This is a genomic window from Fluviicola sp., from assembly GCF_039596355.1.
GTDB lineage: Bacteria > Bacteroidota > Bacteroidia > Flavobacteriales_D > Crocinitomicaceae > Fluviicola.
On sequence record NZ_JBCNJW010000011.1, the window covers coordinates 74,514 to 91,502 of the forward strand.

14 protein-coding genes are annotated in these 16,989 nt (G+C 44.7%); 3 read left to right on the top strand and 11 right to left on the bottom strand.

Annotated features, from left to right (window positions below; genetic code table 11):
- The 8 genes from ABDV94_RS17115 to ABDV94_RS17150 all read right to left on the bottom strand — a co-directional run bounded on the left by ABDV94_RS17115 (window position 1) and on the right by ABDV94_RS17150 (window position 8,147).
- Window positions 1-1,161, bottom strand: coding sequence for a glycosyltransferase (locus tag ABDV94_RS17115; protein WP_343748438.1), 1,161 nt, complete (start codon window positions 1,159-1,161; stop codon window positions 1-3).
- A 4-nt stretch (window positions 1,162-1,165) separates the two neighbouring features.
- A complete protein-coding gene (locus ABDV94_RS17120; RefSeq protein ID WP_343748439.1) occupies window positions 1,166-2,437 on the bottom strand; it encodes an oligosaccharide flippase family protein in 1,272 nt (423 codons plus the stop codon).
- Window positions 2,434-4,305, bottom strand: coding sequence for an O-antigen ligase family protein (locus tag ABDV94_RS17125; protein WP_343748440.1), 1,872 nt, complete (start codon window positions 4,303-4,305; stop codon window positions 2,434-2,436). The genes ABDV94_RS17120 and ABDV94_RS17125 overlap by 4 nt, the downstream gene beginning before the upstream one ends.
- Before the next feature lie 33 nt (window positions 4,306-4,338).
- The gene (locus ABDV94_RS17130) at window positions 4,339-5,337 is read right to left on the bottom strand and encodes an SDR family NAD(P)-dependent oxidoreductase (protein WP_343748441.1); all 999 of its coding nucleotides are present in this window, start codon (window positions 5,335-5,337) and stop codon (window positions 4,339-4,341) included.
- Between the two features lie 94 nt (window positions 5,338-5,431).
- The gene (rny, locus tag ABDV94_RS17135) at window positions 5,432-6,967 is read right to left on the bottom strand and encodes a ribonuclease Y (protein ID WP_343748442.1); all 1,536 of its coding nucleotides are present in this window, start codon (window positions 6,965-6,967) and stop codon (window positions 5,432-5,434) included.
- Window positions 6,968-7,051: 84 nt separating this feature from the next.
- The gene (locus ABDV94_RS17140) at window positions 7,052-7,357 is read right to left on the bottom strand and encodes a cell division protein ZapA (RefSeq protein ID WP_343748443.1); all 306 of its coding nucleotides are present in this window, start codon (window positions 7,355-7,357) and stop codon (window positions 7,052-7,054) included.
- Complete coding sequence (locus ABDV94_RS17145) at window positions 7,350-7,661, bottom strand: hypothetical protein (protein ID WP_343748444.1); 312 nt, start codon at window positions 7,659-7,661, stop codon at window positions 7,350-7,352. The genes ABDV94_RS17140 and ABDV94_RS17145 overlap by 8 nt, the downstream gene beginning before the upstream one ends.
- Window positions 7,662-7,838: 177 nt before the next feature.
- Window positions 7,839-8,147, bottom strand: a complete 309-nt coding sequence (locus ABDV94_RS17150) for a DUF3467 domain-containing protein (protein WP_343748445.1) — start codon at window positions 8,145-8,147, stop codon at window positions 7,839-7,841.
- A 57-nt stretch (window positions 8,148-8,204) separates the two neighbouring features.
- Between ABDV94_RS17150 and ABDV94_RS17155 the strand changes: the two genes are divergently transcribed.
- The 3 genes from ABDV94_RS17155 (at window position 8,205) to ABDV94_RS17165 (ending at window position 10,965) form a co-directional block, all read left to right on the top strand.
- Complete coding sequence (locus ABDV94_RS17155) at window positions 8,205-9,086, top strand: DMT family transporter (protein ID WP_343748446.1); 882 nt, start codon at window positions 8,205-8,207, stop codon at window positions 9,084-9,086.
- Between the two features lie 144 nt (window positions 9,087-9,230).
- Window positions 9,231-10,160 carry a hypothetical protein gene (locus ABDV94_RS17160; RefSeq protein ID WP_343748447.1) on the top strand — a complete coding sequence of 310 codons (930 nt, stop codon included), beginning with the start codon at window positions 9,231-9,233 and terminating at the stop codon, window positions 10,158-10,160.
- A gap of 181 nt (window positions 10,161-10,341) precedes the next feature.
- Window positions 10,342-10,965, top strand: coding sequence for an outer membrane beta-barrel protein (locus ABDV94_RS17165; RefSeq protein WP_343748448.1), 624 nt, complete (start codon window positions 10,342-10,344; stop codon window positions 10,963-10,965).
- Between the two features lie 81 nt (window positions 10,966-11,046).
- Here ABDV94_RS17165 and ABDV94_RS17170 read toward each other — a convergent pair whose 3' ends face one another.
- The 3 genes from ABDV94_RS17170 to rpoC all read right to left on the bottom strand — a co-directional run bounded on the left by ABDV94_RS17170 (window position 11,047) and on the right by rpoC (window position 16,940).
- Window positions 11,047-11,553, bottom strand: coding sequence for a hypothetical protein (locus ABDV94_RS17170; RefSeq protein ID WP_343748449.1), 507 nt, complete (start codon window positions 11,551-11,553; stop codon window positions 11,047-11,049).
- A gap of 102 nt (window positions 11,554-11,655) precedes the next feature.
- Window positions 11,656-12,543 (bottom strand): T9SS type A sorting domain-containing protein, encoded by an 888-nt coding sequence (locus tag ABDV94_RS17175; RefSeq protein WP_343748450.1) that lies wholly within the window; start codon window positions 12,541-12,543, stop codon window positions 11,656-11,658.
- A 116-nt stretch (window positions 12,544-12,659) separates the two neighbouring features.
- A complete protein-coding gene (rpoC, locus tag ABDV94_RS17180) occupies window positions 12,660-16,940 on the bottom strand; it encodes a DNA-directed RNA polymerase subunit beta' (RefSeq protein ID WP_343748451.1) in 4,281 nt (1,426 codons plus the stop codon).
- Window positions 16,941-16,989 lie beyond the last annotated feature (49 nt).

Consider the following 16,989-nt stretch of genomic DNA (forward strand, 5'->3'; position numbering starts at 1 on the left):
TCAAGCATTAGATTTAGAAACAACTGTTTGATATACTTCCATCAGCTGGCTGATGACCACGTCATTTGAAAATTGGTCGATGGCATGTTTCCGGATCACATTTTCGTTGTACGCAGCGCGATTCCGGATCATTTCTTCCATTGCAGAAGCCAGATCAGAAGCCGTTTGTTCACACAGGATTCCTACTTCCGGGGAAGTCACAATCGACTCCGGACCGAAACATTTGGTAGAAACCACGGGCTTTCCGCAGCTGAGGGCTTCAATCAGTACCACTCCGAAGGTTTCAACCTTGCTGGAAAGTACAAACGCATCGGTTTGCTGCATTTCCTTCACGATTTCCGGTCGGGGCAGGACTCCCAAAAAGTCCACTTTTCCATCCAGATTCAATTCTTGGGCATATGCTATTGCCTGCTGTTCATTCGGGCCGGTTCCGGCAAGACGCAAACGCGTATCAGGAAAAGTCTTCAAAACGCTGGCAAATGCTTCCAACAACATGGGCTGGTTCTTCTCCACCACAAAAGCCGCGGCGTTGAAAAAGGTAAATTCCGGATTTTCTTTCCGGTTGGGATTGATGTGAAAGATGTTCGTATCGACCACATTCGGAATATACTGGAAGGGTCTTCCGTAACGCTTCGTCATGATTTCGGCAAAAGGCACACTCACCGCAATAGCAGCATCGGCATGTTCAAAAACCGTCTTTGCAAACGGCTCCAGGCTCGGTGCCACAATGTTGTCGATGAATTGGGTGGAATGTTCGGTCACCACAAACGGGATTCCGTATTTCTTTTTGGCTTCCACGGCTTGCAATCCGGATTGGAATCCGTGCAGGTGGATCACATCCGGTTTTCCGAATTCCCGGATATAGTCGTCGATCAGTTTCAGTGCCTCCTTCCGGGATTTCAGCATGCGGTAGCGGTGCACTTTCGGAAGGTTCAAAAAGGTGTAAACAACCGTTCTCACATCGTTCTTCACGCTCTTTTGTGCCCCGAAAGACCAGATTCTTTTTTTCAAAACGGCTTTGATCGATACGGGAACTGTTGCGATCACCGCAACCTGGTTTGCTTTATTCCGCGCCAGGGATTCGGCCTGATCCCGGAAAAAAATTCCCTGGTTTACCGAATAAGCTGTAGGATAACCGGAAGCAAGTATAAGGATGTGCATTTATTTAAGCCTCTTTTGATTTTTTAATGAAATAAACAGCAATAAAGATTGCGAACAAATAATACAGCGACTGGCTGATTGAAAAACCCCATAATGCGCTGGTCAAAGATGTGTCTATCCATCTTGCTGCAAAAAAACCAATTATTACCAATAACAAATGTACGCAATCAAATAACAACATTTCCTTTTGGCGACCTAAACGGATATAAATAAATGACAATGAAGAAGATACAAACCAAATACTCAACCAGATGGCCATAATGCGTGCGACTTCCATCAACTGGTTCCATTCGGCACCGAGCAGGTACACCACCAGTTTGGTCGGAATCAGGTAGATCACAGCCAGTGGAATCAGCGCCATCAGAGCAAGCTGTCCGGCAAATTTCTTATACACCCGGAGCAGGTGGTGTGAGTCTGCTATCTCCGATACTTTGGAGAAAAACACCTGCGAGAAGGAAATGGAAATCACCCCGAATCCTGCCGATAGATAGGTCATCGACACTCCGAGCAATCCTGCTACATCTTTCCCAAAATAGCTGATGAACAGGTTCAGATAGGTTAAATTGATCAGGCTGTTGACGAATACTCCCGGAGTGGTGAAAAACACGTACCGTTTGTTTTCGTTGATCAGCCGGTTGCTGGTTTTGTTACGGATCAGCTTCAGGGCACGAATATCTTTTTTGACAAATCTCCAGATCAGGTAGATTCCTGAGAACAGAAAGCCAAGTAATCTTCCGAGCAGCAAACCTACGTAGCTGGTTCCCAAATACCCCAATCCGAATTTGATCCCTTCAGCAAAGGAAGTTTGTACGACTTTCGATGAGGAAATGGTACTGAATTTCTTTTTTCGGTTAAACCAGTAGGATAAAATGTCGTTCACCCCCACCAGGAAAACATACAACGGTAATAAAATCAGGTAATCTGCCAGCCTCGGTTCGTTGTAATACACACTCAATTCCCGTTTGAACAGCAACACGACAATCAACGACAACAGTGTCATGATTCCCGTGATTTTCAAAGCAGCAAATGCTACGTTGATGGCATTCCGGATTGTTTTCTGCACCACGATGGCAAACTCCATTTTCAACGAAGCAATTCCGGAAAACACTTCACACATGGAAATAAAAACCGCCAGGATTCCAAAATCGGCTGGTGTGTAAAAGTACTTCTGAAGAATCGGAAGCATGAGGAAAGGCAGAATCTGCGAAATGACCGATCCGGTTAACAGGACGAGTACATTTTGCGCAAACGGAGACTGTCTGATGTTTATTTTCATGGGTGTTCTTTCCTTGATTCCATTAATTCATTTGCAACTATGAATACACACGCGACCAAAAACCAGTTGATCGGAAGGGATAAAAAAGTTGAATTTGCATTCCCCATAAAAACCAGGGCTATCAGCAGCCACAAAACTAAAAAATGTTTCGAATCCCACCAACCTCTGCCGGATGCCCGAACCAGTCTGAAGATGATCCATCCGAACATGGATGCAAGCAGTGAAAAAATGAGAATTCCGTACTGAGACAGGATTTCGATCATGAAATTGTGCGCTCCCACGACACCGTTGTCCGGGTATTTGTTCATTTTCTTCAGGTTGCTGGCTTGAAAACCTCCTGCTCCCAGCCCCATGAAACGGGATTTCTCCAGGTAGTCCAATCCGTTCAGGAACTGATTTTTCCGCACATCGTTGCTATTCAGTTTTTCTGCCAAAGTCACCCCGTTTTCCTGCTTTCCACCTTTGGAATAGAGAAATGCCTTGAGGGGTTTCCCGGTCAGTAACAATTCTCCCGTCGCGGCGTCCGAGGAAATGATTCCCAGGTCTGAAGCTTCCAATTTGTCCAGATTCGTTCCGGTTTCTGCCAGCATGATCTGTTTGTATCTTTTGAACGGGTATTCATAGGAATTGGCAGGCAAAAGCACCACCAGGAACAAACCTACACAGAAAACAAGTGATACAACGGAGTATTTTTCAAAACGGTAATTGACCAGGTAAGCCGTTAGTAAAATCGCCAGAAGTGCAAACAGCAAAGCGATCAGCAGTTTGTTATTCCCCATAAAAATGGCCTTGCGCAACTCCGGGTTGATCTGCTTCAACTGTAATTTCACAGTATCTCCGTTCAATAATTTCAGGTATGCGTGCTGTTCAATCACAAATACCCGGTCTGTTTTCAGCGTATCTTGTTTTTGCAATGCCTCCCCGCTGGAAAGCAAAATCTTCCCGTTTTCCTTTAAGCGCTGATCCAGTTTCTGTCCAACTTCCCGGTACACTTTCCCCGGCTCTCCGCAGGTACGGAATTGAAGCTCAGAATTGGAATCCAGGAATTCCATCTCGGAAGCAATCAATACGGTATTGAAAGTCAGTAAAAGCATCACCAGCCAAACGTGTTTTCGCGTGAATGACGCGGGGATTCCTTTCCGGATTTTTCGAAATGCAAACAGGAAAAGTGTCACTAAAAGCAAGAGAACAACACACAAAACTCCTAAGCGGGATTCGGTCAGAAGCAGGAAATCAAATGAAACGAGGATCATGACAACATGCAGCATCGTGTTTCTGTTCGTCAGGAGGAAAAAACCGGAGAAAATAATCGACAGACAAAAGTAAATTCCCAGGATATTTTGGTTGATGAAGGTAAATATGGGAATGAAGTTCGTTCGGTGAAAAGCACCCAGTTCCGCTAGTTTTTGCAGGTATTCTCCCTTCAAATGACGCTGGGTGAGCATCTCGAAACACAGAAAACCGATCACAGCAATGAAACTGATTGTCCAGACTTTTTCGAACAGCTTTTCAAAAGCGCTTTCAAAACGGGAAAATGAAAACAAGACGAGATAAGTACTGATTCCCACTCCCATGTAAAACAATTCCCTGATCCCCAGCATGAGATCAGGCGCCCAGCACAGCGAAACAACGCCATAGAGGAACCAGACAACAAACAGGTAAAAGAGGTATTTCGAGAATCGGCCGGTATAGCAACTGAATTGTTTCGTGACCAACAGATACACCATTGTGACCGCCAGGACAAAACGATAAGCAGAGCATTCAACTCCGCCGATATATCCGACAACCATATGGCTTCCCCCTATCAATGTAAAAATCAACAGGAAGACAAACAGGGTATTGAGTTTTAGTCTATTCGGATGAGTCATGTTTTCGTTCGTAATCAGGCGGGTTGGTAGGTCCTATTGAATTTGCAGCACGTGCCTGAGGTATTCCTGAATCCCTTCTTCAAAGGTATAAATCGGTTTGTAATCCAGGAAACGTTCCATTTTTGCCGTGGATGCCAATGAATCTTTGATGTCTCCCTGTCTCGGCGGACCATACGTAATCGTGTTCAAAGGCTCTCTTCCCAGAGATCTCAGTCCATCCTGAAGGGTTTGAATCACGTTATTCAGTGTTAAACTACGACCACAAGCTACGTTGTAGACTTGTCCGAAAGCCGCTTCGTTTTCAGAAATGAGGGACAGCATATTGGCATGGATCGCATTGCGCACATAGGTAAAATCACGCGATTGCTCTCCGTCGCCGTTTACAACGATCTCTCCGCCTTCCAGCATTTTGTCGAGAAATTTCGGAATCGCCGCCGCATAAACACCGTTCGGGTTTTGGTACGGCCCGAATACGTTGAAATAACGCAGTCCGATGGTTTCCATACCGTGCAGCTGGTGGTAAACCCGTCCGTATTCCTCATTCAACTGCTTGGTAGCCGCGTAAGGAGACAATACATTTCCTTCTTGCCCTTCGTGTTTGGGAGAAGCTGTCGAATCACCGTAAACAGAAGACGAACTGGCATATACAAAGCGTTTCACGCCTGCCTGTTTTGCTTCGTGCAGAATGGTCAGGAAACCGGTTCCGTTTACGCGGTGCGTATTCAATGGAAACTCAATGGAGCGCGGAACAGATCCCAGCGCCGCCTGGTTGGAAATCGCATCGACTTCCTGCAGCAGTTCCCGGTAATCTTCCGGATGACAGATATCGCCTTTCACAAAGCGAAATTTCCCATAAGCGGAAAGACGGTCAATATTGGATTGAAGTCCTGTTTCGAGGTTATCCAAAACGATAACAGAGGCGCCTGTTTTCAGGAGCGCCTCTGTCAAATTGGATCCGATGAAACCGGCTCCGCCGGTCACCAGAATGGTTTTATCTTTTAATTTTTGTATAATCTCAGCGGGTGTATTCACAATCAAATCCCATTAAATATTATTCCTTCTTTGTCAATATCAACGTACATTTTCATTACACCAAGGCTTCACTTGCGTCTGCCCCGTATCGAAACTATTTCGCGTAATTCACCGATCGTTTCTCACGAATCACCGTCACTTTCACCTGACCCGGATAGGTCATTTCGGTTTGGATTTTCTGAGAGATTGCAAATGACAATTCATCTGCACGCAAATCGGTTACTTTTTCACTTTCAACCAACACGCGCAATTCGCGTCCTGCCTGAATCGCGTAAGCTGAATTTACACCGTCGTATGACAAAGCCAGGTTTTCCAGGTCTTTGATTCGCTTGATGTAAGATTCCACCACTTCGCGGCGTGCTCCCGGACGTGCTCCGGAAATGGAGTCACAAATCTGAACGATCGGCGAAATCAATGTCGTCATTTCGATTTCGTCGTGGTGCGCCCCGATTGCATTCAATACATCCGGTTTTTCACCATATTTCTCTGCCAGTTTCATCCCCAGGATCGCGTGTGGCAATTCCGGTTCTTCATCAGGCACTTTTCCGATATCGTGGAGTAATCCTGCACGTTTTGCTACTTTCACATTCAATCCCAGCTCAGCAGCCATGATCGCACACAAGTTGGCTACTTCGCGGCTGTGCTGCAACAGGTTTTGTCCGTAAGAGGAACGGTATTTCATACGTCCGACCATCCGGATCAATTCCGGATGCAATCCATGAATTCCTAAGTCGATACAGGTTCTTCTACCGGTTTCTGCAATCTCTTCTTCGAGTGATTTTTTCGTTTTCGCAACCACTTCTTCAATACGCGCCGGGTGAATACGTCCGTCTGAAACCAATTGATGCAGTGCCAAACGTGCGATTTCTCTTCTCACCGGGTCGAAGCAGGAAAGAATAATTGCTTCCGGGGTATCGTCTACGATGATCTCCACTCCTGTAGCTGCTTCCAGCGCACGGATGTTTCGTCCTTCACGACCGATGATCCGTCCTTTGACTTCATCCGAATCGATGTTGAATACGGAAACAGCATTTTCAACTGCCTGCTCGGAAGCCACACGCTGGATCGTTTGGATCACGATACGTTTTGCTTCTTTGTTTGCGTTCAGTTTTGCTTCTTCCGTGATTTCTTTGATGTGTGCCATCGCCGCTGTTCTGGCTTCGTCTTTCAAGGACTCCATCAACAGGTTCTTCGCTTCTTCGATCGACATCCCTGTGATCTTTGTGAGCTCAGCAACGCGCTTCTGGTGCATTTTATCCAATTCCTGGTGGCGTACTTCATTCAGTTCGATCTTGCTTGCCAGTTCACCTTGCAAGCGGTCTGTTTCTTTCTCTTTGCGGGAAACTTCTTCGATTTTCTGCGTCAGTGATTTCTCTTTGTTTTTCACCCGGTCTTCCGCTGACTGCATGCGTCTTTCACGCTCTTTGACACCTTCTTCGTGCTCTTCTTTCAGTTTCAGGAAGCGCTCTTTTGCCTGAAGGATTTTATCCTTTTTCATGGCTTCTCCTTCGAGGTCGGCTTCTTTTAAGATTTGTTCTTTTCGTTTCCTGAGCATTGTGTTCTGGATGATGAATGTGGCTACACCACCTCCGATCAATCCGATCAATGCTCCAATAATTACATTTACCATAGTTTCTTAAATAAAAAAATCCCACTGCTTACGGGGATGCGTCGTAAACAAGTGAGAACCGAAAATCTGCGTTAGTTACTCCAATCAATTCAATGCGTCCAGATCGTCCGAAAGCGCTTTCAAAGCAGCTGTAGCTTCCGAATAATCTGCCTCCGGAGGAGGTGGCGGAGTTGCTGCACCTGCGGATGCTTTTGCTCCTCTGGTAGACAATTGCAAAGCTGTCATTGCCAGTAAATCTTGCATATCGCGAACCGCAAAGTTATCCTGTAGCTGTTTGATGGCCTTGTTAATGTCCTCAGCAGCACGTTGTACCTTCTCCACTTCCGACTCCTGGACTGTCAAAGGATACGTGCGGCCTGCCACCACTACTTTTAAAGACACTTTACTCATTCGCTATTTTTAATTGTTGAATGCAGAAATCAATCTCTTTCACAAGTACGTCAATTTCAACAGTATTTGTTGAAACAGGCTGTACCTGAACTTGTTCACGCACCTGGCTTAATTCTGTTTTCAAATCCCGGAGTTCATGCTCCAGTGATTTTTTTTGATCCTGAAACTCAGAAATCTCAGCATTAAGACGGTTAATTTCATCTGTCATGGAACGAACGCGTTCTCTTTCAGCCACCAAAGACTGGTGCAACTGACGAGATTTCGCGCCAATCTGTTCAATTAAAGATTTCAATTCAGACGTCATCCAATAAGCGTTTGTACAAAAATAACAGCTAAAACCAATTCTACAACAATTTTAAGAGAAGTTGTGTATAGAATTTTACCTGAGAGTTATTCTCAAGGGGCAAAAATGTTCAAAAAGTTCAAAGGTTCCATAATTCCGGTTTAAACACTTTGAACCTTTTGAATAGTTGAACTTTCTTTATGCCTTGTTATTTGTTCCTCCGAAATTCATAGGCGGGAACGGCGGTGTATCCGAGTCGTTGATGACTCCGTTCAGCTGCTCGTATTTCTGGATATTTTCAGCCAAAGCGCGCATCAGGCGTTTTGCATTTTGCGGCGACATAATCACTCTTGAACGCACCTTTGCCTTCGGCATTCCGGGCATCATCTGTACAAAATCCGCTACAAATTCTGCTTGTGAATGTGTGATGATTGCCAGGTTGGAATAGACTCCTTCTGCCAATTCTTCATTCAACTCGATATTGATTTGATTTTCGTTGTTTTCCATCTGACGAAAATAGTAAAAGCTTTCTTTAATTCCAGATAACATCGCTAATTTTGCACCATGAACGAAAAACAATCTTCTCAATCTACGCTAACCCTGGTCATGATTCTTAGCATGATTATCTGGGGGATCAGCTGGCCATCCAATAAAGTACTGACTTCTTTCGGTACGCCGGTGGTTTTGGGATTTTTCCGGTACGGTTTCGTTCTGGTGAGTTTAATCCTCCTGTTGATTCTTCTAAAAACGAAGATGGTGATTTCGAAAAAAGGGATTCCATTCCTGCTGGCTTCAGGAGGTTTAATGGCGGCTTACAATTATACGTTTTTAGGCGGATTGCAAAATGGAAGTCCGGGTGCGGGAGGAATTCTCGTGACTACGCTCAACCCAGTCATGGCTTACGGCCTTGGAATGCTGGTCGACTGGAAGCGCCCGACGCGGAATGAATCCATCGGGTTACTGTTTGGGGTCATTGCAGGATTGTGCCTGCTGAAAATATGGGGCAGTGAAGACATTTTTGCCAAACCCGGGAACTTATACTTTCTCTTAAGCGCCCTGATTTGGTCCGTTATGAGCAAATTTACATCGAAATCTGCGAAATACGGTTCTCCTTTTGCCTTTACGTGGTGGATGTATTTCGTCACGCTGATGTGTATCATCCCGTTCTGTGATTTCACTGCAATCGGGGAATTGATCCAAACTACCGATCTGAAATTCTGGGGAAATGTGCTTTTTTCCAGTGTCATCACGACCACCTTGGCTACAACGACTTATTTTTATGCCACTTCGAAGATCGGGGCGGAAAAAGCCAGCAGTTTTATTTTCATCGTTCCATTCAGTGCCGCGGTGTTTTCCTTTGCCATTCTGGGCGAAAACCTGGAAATCCATACCATTATCGGGGGATTGCTCGGAATTGCCGCTGTGTACATGATTAATAAAAAGTAAGGTCCTAAAACGATACAGCCTCCCTTCAAAAACGATGCTCTCATAAGAGTTGGTCACAAAAAGTAACTTTCTTGTTCCGAATTCATTATACCATTCGGAAACTCTTTTATTTTCTCTATTTTAGCCGTCGAAAACTATTGATAAATGAAAAAACTGGCACTTTTATTCCTCCTGCTTGCTACTGTTTCTGTAGGATGTAAGAAGAAAGGTTGTACCGACCCCGCGGCAACCAATTACAATTCAAAAGCAACTTCTGATGACGGAAGCTGTACTTACCCGGCTGCTGAGACAGAAACCGGACCGTACCTGATCGTGAAACTGCATTTCGATTCCTTGCAGCCGCGCCTGGATAATTTCGGGAATCCGGCAACCATTCCATCCGACCATTCTGCTCAATCTCCCGTATTCTACGGAATGAGTGCACACTACATTGAGTTTGCTCAAAACATTTACACGCAGCTTGGGGCCGGAGACGTTTTATTCCACGGTGCTGAAACAACTGCAGGCGGTGCAAATGCCGTGAATTTTGACAAGGCAATCATCAAGGGAGACAACGAAGTATTCCTGAAAATTCCATTGAAAAACATCACTCCCGACACCTACAACTGGGTGCGTATGTCGCTCACTTACCAGAACTACTCCATCAATTACCGGTACAACGGGGTAGATTATAACGGAAGACTGGCTGCATTCGTAGGTTTCAACACCTACATCACCAATTATAAAGTGTGGAACACAACGGTAAACATCAACGCGAACAAACTTCAGGGCTACTGGGCATTCGAAAACCTGGGGATCGTGGTGCAGGGACAAGCTACAACGACTACCGTTCCGAATCCGTTATTTGCAACATCGCCGGTTCCGGCAGGATCTTGTGTGGTTACGGGAAGTTTTGATACGCCGTTTACCATTACCGGAAACGAAACCCAGGATATTACCTGCACGATGTCGCTTTCAACCAATAAAAGCTTTGAGTGGTATGATGCAAACCAGGACGGAAAATACGAGCCTGGAGCAGGAGATTACCCGACCGATATGGGATTGAGAGGTTTGAAACCGATTATCACTCCTTAAAGGAGATTTCCCGGACGAAATAGTTGAACAGGAGTTTGCCATGGCAGGCTCCTTTTTTGTTTTCCAATTAACACGCATGTCAGGCAACCTTCCCAAATGCGGATTGTACTGCTTAGGACAAAGCATGTTCTTGACCAAAAATCTGGCATGATTTTTATTAACTATCGTCAAAATTTAATCGATGAAAAAAGTACTATTCATTTTTGCTTTAGCTACAAGTATGACCACTTATGCTCAAACATCCCCTCAAAAAGGTTCCTGGTATCTCGGAGGAAGCGCCGGATTTTCGATGGGATCAACCACACAAGCCAATACCACGTTAAAAAGAAGTTCCTGGTCACTTTCACCCGAAGTCGGGACGTTTGTTACGGATCACATTCAAATCGGGCTGGGATTAACTGCCGGAGGCTCCAGTAATGATCATTCCATTACAAACAATATCAAGAGTCTGCAATTCGGAGGATCTGTTTATGGCCGTTACCTGTTTGGTGACGGAGCATTCAGACCGTTTTTAGGAATCAACGGCAGTTTTCTTGCCGGACAAAACAAATATAACACAGGTAATACACAAAGTGATCTCACGACAATCGGAGCAAATTTCAGCGCCGGTTTTGCTTACTATGTGACTCCGCGTATCGGTATTTTTGGATCAATCGGAGTTCTTGGTTATACCTTCACAAAAGAAGTTTATCCTTCGACACCAAGCAGAGTAACCAATGATTTCGGGTTCAACGCCAGTACACTTGGCAACCGTTTTAACATCGGGATGTATTACACCATTTGCCAGGGAAAAGCAAACAAGTAAAAATCCAAACCCCGGCCCAATAAAAACACCCCGGCACTTCGAATTCGTTCAGTGACCGGGGTGTTCTGTTTTTACTTCATACTACCTGGTTTTCGAAACGCTTTTCCGGATTGCAGCAATTTCTTCGAGGCTCGCCACGTGTGCTTCAAAATAATAGCGAGAGGTCGTCCGCTTACGGCGGGCATAGATCAACACTTTATCGGTGTCTTGCTGGGAAATTTCGAAAATATAGGGGTAAATGGTCACGTTGTCGTAGTTGTTTGTCGCATAAACCCGCATTACGGGGATGTAGTCTACCACATCTGTTTCCACACTGTCAATTTTTCCCAGAAACAAGAATGTCATCCGGGGCGACGAGGCTGAAATACTCAGCATTCCGTCTTCTATCTGAAAGAAATTCGCTGCTCCGACCACCGGTCTTTTATCCGGATTTCGCGGGTCTCCGTATACGCGTTCGATCACGTAAAAAACATTCAGCTCTTTCGTGTTTATTGTACTAACAATCGAGTCGTTCTGTGCATAAAGGCTCTGGAAACTTCCGGCACCTATCAGAAGCGTACAGACAACTTTTCGTAAAAGTGGAATCATACAGGAGGGATTGCTATTGGTTATCCTTGGTTGAAAGATACAAAAACTCCCCGGCACTTCGACTTCGCTCCGTGACCGGGGAGTTTTACTTTTAATCCATGATTATATTTTCTGGAATCTCAACATTTTTGCGTGCTGGTTCAATGACAGGAAATACATCCCACTCTTGAGTTCTTTTAGTACAATACTGGTGTTCAGTTCCGAGGTCGAAACTTCTTTTACCAACGTTCCCTGAAGGTCATAAATTGCTGCTTGTTTAAGCACGGAAACATCACCGGAGAGCCTGATCAGCTCAGATGACGGATTGGGAAACAACTCCATTTCCGAAAGTTTGTTTTCTTCGATTCCCAAATCACACATATCCGTCCATGGAGTTTGCTGTCCCGGAGGGGTTTGTTCTCCATCCTCCCGGTAGCAAATCTGTAAATAATTATACTCAAAGCCATTAATTTCCAGCAAACCACTGTATGTATTAAAAAGAACCGATTCACCGCTCCCTCCTCCGGTTGTCAACCGGTAATTGACACTGTAATTTCCATCAGATTCCAATACACTGTCTTTTGCGGCAACGATCAGTGTATCATAGTATTGAAAAAAGGGGGGATATACATCCAGATATGTTCGAAAAGCATTCAAATAAACGCTGCTGTCCGATAAAAGAGCACCAACTGGTAAATCATAGCCGATCGTTATGTTCGTTTCGACATCATTTTTGTTTATAAAAAAACGCTGCTGATTGGCAACATCTTCGCGAATACCTCCACCATAGACGCCACCGTGGAAAATCCGTGTATACGTTTCTCCACCAATTGTCGTGTCCCCTGACCAAACCGTCTTCAGAAAAGTTTCATTATGAACACTGCCGTCCCACCATTGAAACTGATAAACATATTGCGAATAGTCACCATGCAATGGGTGATAGGTGATTGTTTGTGCCTGTGCACAAATTCCGGTAAGCAGCGCCGTTATAAAAAGTACTGTTTTCTTCATATTATTATTTGATTTAAGGTGTTTTCTGAATGATACCAAAATCCAAATATGGTTGGAAAAAAAATCCCCTTCAGCTAAAAGCCAAAGGGGATTCCTATTTTTTTGATCATTACATCTTAAGAGATTGCATCCATTTCTTCCTTGTTTGCAACAAGTACTTTCTGGAAGCGGCGTACACCTGTACCAGCCGGGATCAAGTGACCAACGATTACGTTTTCTTTCAAACCTAACAAGTGGTCTTCTTTTCCGGAGATTGCAGCTTCGTTCAATACTTTCGTTGTTTCCTGGAAGGAAGCAGCTGAGATAAACGATTGTGTCTGCAATGATGCACGGGTAATACCTTGCAGCAACGGAGTGGATGTTGCAGGAACCGCATCACGGGATTCAACCAGTTTCTTATCTGCACGTTTCAATTGAGAAATCTCGTCACGCAATTTACGTGCGGAAACAATCTGACCTGCTTTTAATACTGTTGAATCTCCTGCGTCTACTACGACCTTCATTCCGTAGATGGAGTCATTTTCTTCCATGAAGTCTGCCTTGTGAACAGATTGTCCCTCCAGGAAGCGTGTATCTCCTGCGTCAACGATTTCTACTTTCAACATCATCTGACGAACGATTACTTCGAAATGCTTATCGTTGATTTTTACCCCTTGCAGACGGTAAACCTCCTGGATTTCATTTACGATATACTCTTGTACTTTCGTCGGCCCCTGAATGTTCAGGATATCATTCGGTGTAATTGCACCATCTGATAACGGTTGTCCTGCACGTGTGAAATCATTCTCCTGTACCAGGATGTGTTTTGAAAGCGGAACCAGGTATTTGCGAACATCACCCACTTTGGAAGTAACCTGAATTTCACGGTTACCACGCTTGATTTTACCGAATTCAACGATCCCGTCGATTTCAGAAACCACCGCAGGGTTAGAAGGGTTACGTGCTTCGAACAACTCCGTTACACGTGGAAGACCTCCGGTGATATCCCCTGTTTTACCAGCAACACGTGGAATCTTAACAAGGATCACACCCTCTTCTACTTTATCGCCTTCGCTTACAGAGATGTGAGAGTCAACCGGAATGTTGTACTCACGCAATACTTCTTTCGTCTTAGGATCGATGATGTGGATCGCAGGGTTTTTCTTCTTATCGCGGGATTCGATGATTACTTTCTCGGTAAATCCTGTTTGCTCATCGACTTCTTCACGGTAAGTGATTCCGTCAATAATATTTTCAAATACAACCTTACCGGAAACTTCTGAGATGATTACCGCGTTATACGGGTCCCACTTACAGATTACATCTCCTTTTTTCACTGAGATGTTGTTTTCAATCAACATTTCAGCACCGTAAGGAATATTGGATGTCATTAAGGTTACTCCTGTTTTCGGATCTGTGATCTTCAATTCAGCTGAACGACCTACAACGATTGTTTTTGCTTCACCATCCGAACCTTTACGCGTAATGGTACGCAATTCGTCGATCTCCAGTTTACCGGTAGCTTTTGCTTTCAAATCGGATTCGTCAGCAATGTTTGATGCAGTACCCCCAACGTGGAACGTACGAAGCGTCAACTGTGTACCCGGCTCACCGATTGATTGTGCAGCAACAACTCCTACAGCATCACCATCCTGTGCAGGGCGGTGAGTTGCCAGGTTGCGTCCGTAACACTTGGAACATACTCCGCGGCGCATTTCACATGTCAATACCGAACGAATTTCTACTTCTTCAAGACCTGCTTTTTCGATTTCTTCCGCAACTGTTTCGGAAATCAATTCTCCAGCAGCAACGATCAGTTGTTCTGTCTCAGGATTGTAGATATCGTGAACGGAAGTTCTACCCAAAATACGGTCGTACAATGGTTCAACGATCTCATCGTTTTTCTTCAATGCCGTTGCAACCAATCCTCTCAATGTACCACAATCCACTGCGTTGATCACAACGTCTTGTGCCACGTCCACCAAACGACGAGTCAGGTAACCCGCATCCGCCGTTTTCAATGCCGTATCGGCCAAACCTTTACGTGCACCGTGAGTAGAGATAAAGTACTCCAAAATCGACAGACCTTCTTTAAAGTTGGAAAGGATCGGGTTCTCGATAATTTCCTGTGTAGAAGCTCCTGATTTTTGCGGTTTCGCCATCAATCCACGCATACCGGACAGCTGACGAATCTGCTCTTTGGAACCACGTGCCCCGGAGTCAAACATCATGTAGATGGAGTTGAATCCCTGGTCGTCATTCTTCAATTGCTCCATCAACGTGTTCGTCAAACGGGAGTTGGTATGCGTCCAAATATCAATGATCTGGTTGTAACGCTCGTTGTTTGTAATAAGACCCATGTTGTAGTTCATCATGACATCTTTCACTTCAGCTTCTGCTTTAGCAACCAGTGTTTCTTTTTCTTTCGGGATGATGATGTGATCCAGGTTGAAGGACAATCCTCCGCGGAATGCCATACCGTAACCCAATTCTTTGATATCATCCAGGAACTTAGCCGTTTTAGCTGTTCCACAAATTTTCAATACGTGTCCGATGATATCACGAAGTGCTTTCTTCGTCAATACATCGTTCAGGAATCCTACTTCACGCGGAACAACTTCGTTGAACAATACACGTCCACAAGTCGTATCGATCATTTGTAAGGTTGGAACTCCTTCTTCGTTCAAATCGTACGTTTTCACTTTGATCGGAGCATGCAAATCCAGTTTTCCTTCGTTGTTCGCAATGATTACCTCCTCCGGAGAGTAGAAAATACCATTTTCTCCTTTTACCTTATGATCTTCCGTACTAACACGTCTTTTCGTGATGTAGTAAAGACCCAAGACCATGTCCTGAGAAGGTACCGCAATCGGCGCACCGTTTGCAGGGTTCAAAATGTTATGTGAAGCAAGCATCAACAACTGAGCTTCCAAAATTGCAGCGTTACCCAATGGTAAGTGAACCGCCATCTGGTCACCGTCGAAATCGGCGTTGAATGCTGTTGTTACCAACGGGTGCAAACGAATCGCTTTTCCTTCGATCAGTTTCGGCTGGAATGCCTGGATACCCAAACGGTGAAGCGTAGGAGCACGGTTAAGCAGTACCGGGTGTCCTTTCAATACGTTTTCCAGGATATCCCAAACTACCGGCTCTTTGCGGTCAACGATTTTCTTCGCTGATTTTACCGTTTTCACAATTCCACGCTCGATCATCTTGCGGATGATAAACGGTTTGTACAACTCCGCAGCCATGTCTTTCGGCAAACCACACTCGTGCAGTTTCAAATCCGGACCAACGACGATTACGGAACGTGCAGAATAGTCAACACGTTTACCCAACAAGTTTTGACGGAAACGTCCTTGTTTTCCTTTCAATGAATCGGAAAGGGATTTCAACGGACGGTTTGATTCTGTTTTAACCGCAGAAGCTTTACGGGAGTTGTCGAACAAAGAGTCAACAGCTTCCTGCAACATACGTTTCTCGTTACGCAAGATTACTTCCGGAGCTTTGATTTCGATCAAACGCTTCAAACGGTTGTTACGGATAATGACACGACGGTAAAGGTCGTTCAAATCCGATGTTGCGAAACGTCCTCCGTCTAGTGGAACTAACGGACGCAATTCCGGTGGAATAACCGGAACCACTTTCACGATCATCCACTCAGGGCGGTTTTCGATACGTGTTTGAGATTCACGCATTGCTTCAACCACTTGCAAACGCTTCAATGCTTCGTGCTTACGTTGTACTGAAGTTTCTGTGTTTGCCTGGTGACGCAATCTGTATGACAAATCTTCCAAATCCAATTTACGCAACAAGTCATAAAGAGCCTCAGCTCCCATCTTCGCGATGAATTTGTTCGGATCTGTATCTTCCAAATACTGGTTTTCTCTTGGAAGCGTGTCCAAAATATCCAGGTATTCTTCTTCTGTTAAGAAGTCTTTCTCAGAAAGGGATGTACCATCCAGGTTATTTGCGATACCTGCCTGAATTACAACGTAACGCTCATAATAGATGATCTGATCCAATTTCTTGGTTGGCAATCCCAACAAGTAACCGATTTTGTTCGGCAATGAACGGAAATACCAGATGTGTGCTACCGGAACCACCAAAGAGATGTGTCCCATACGCTCACGACGTACTTTTTTCTCTGTTACTTCCACACCACAACGGTCACAAACGATTCCTTTGTATCGGATACGCTTGTACTTACCACAATGACATTCGTAATCTTTTACCGGTCCGAAGATGCGTTCACAGAACAATCCATCTCTTTCCGGTTTGTATGTACGATAGTTAATGGTCTCAGGCTTGAGCACTTCTCCGCTTGACTGATCACGGATCACCTCAGGAGAAGCCAACGAGATCGTAATCTTGTTGAAGCTACTTTGTTTTTTCGGTGTTTCTTTTCTGTAAGCCATGTTATATAACTTTCTTTAATTCAATTTGACAATTTGTTTTCGACTAACG

Excerpts from the sequence above, each read along its gene's own strand:
- ABDV94_RS17115 (WP_343748438.1), bottom strand. The coding sequence starts at position 1,161 with ATGCACATCCTTATACTTGCTTCCGGTTATCCTACAGCTTATTCGGTA.
- ABDV94_RS17120 (WP_343748439.1), bottom strand. The coding sequence starts at position 2,437 with ATGAAAATAAACATCAGACAGTCTCCGTTTGCGCAAAATGTACTCGTC.
- ABDV94_RS17125 (WP_343748440.1), bottom strand. The coding sequence starts at position 4,305 with ATGACTCATCCGAATAGACTAAAACTCAATACCCTGTTTGTCTTCCTG.
- rny (WP_343748442.1), bottom strand. The coding sequence starts at position 6,967 with ATGGTAAATGTAATTATTGGAGCATTGATCGGATTGATCGGAGGTGGT.
- ABDV94_RS17140 (WP_343748443.1), bottom strand. The coding sequence starts at position 7,357 with ATGAGTAAAGTGTCTTTAAAAGTAGTGGTGGCAGGCCGCACGTATCCT.
- ABDV94_RS17145 (WP_343748444.1), bottom strand. The coding sequence starts at position 7,661 with ATGACGTCTGAATTGAAATCTTTAATTGAACAGATTGGCGCGAAATCT.
- ABDV94_RS17150 (WP_343748445.1), bottom strand. The coding sequence starts at position 8,147 with ATGGAAAACAACGAAAATCAAATCAATATCGAGTTGAATGAAGAATTG.
- ABDV94_RS17155 (WP_343748446.1), top strand. The coding sequence starts at position 8,205 with ATGAACGAAAAACAATCTTCTCAATCTACGCTAACCCTGGTCATGATT.
- ABDV94_RS17160 (WP_343748447.1), top strand. The coding sequence starts at position 9,231 with ATGAAAAAACTGGCACTTTTATTCCTCCTGCTTGCTACTGTTTCTGTA.
- ABDV94_RS17165 (WP_343748448.1), top strand. The coding sequence starts at position 10,342 with ATGAAAAAAGTACTATTCATTTTTGCTTTAGCTACAAGTATGACCACT.
- ABDV94_RS17170 (WP_343748449.1), bottom strand. The coding sequence starts at position 11,553 with ATGATTCCACTTTTACGAAAAGTTGTCTGTACGCTTCTGATAGGTGCC.
- ABDV94_RS17175 (WP_343748450.1), bottom strand. The coding sequence starts at position 12,543 with ATGAAGAAAACAGTACTTTTTATAACGGCGCTGCTTACCGGAATTTGT.
- rpoC (WP_343748451.1), bottom strand. The coding sequence starts at position 16,940 with ATGGCTTACAGAAAAGAAACACCGAAAAAACAAAGTAGCTTCAACAAG.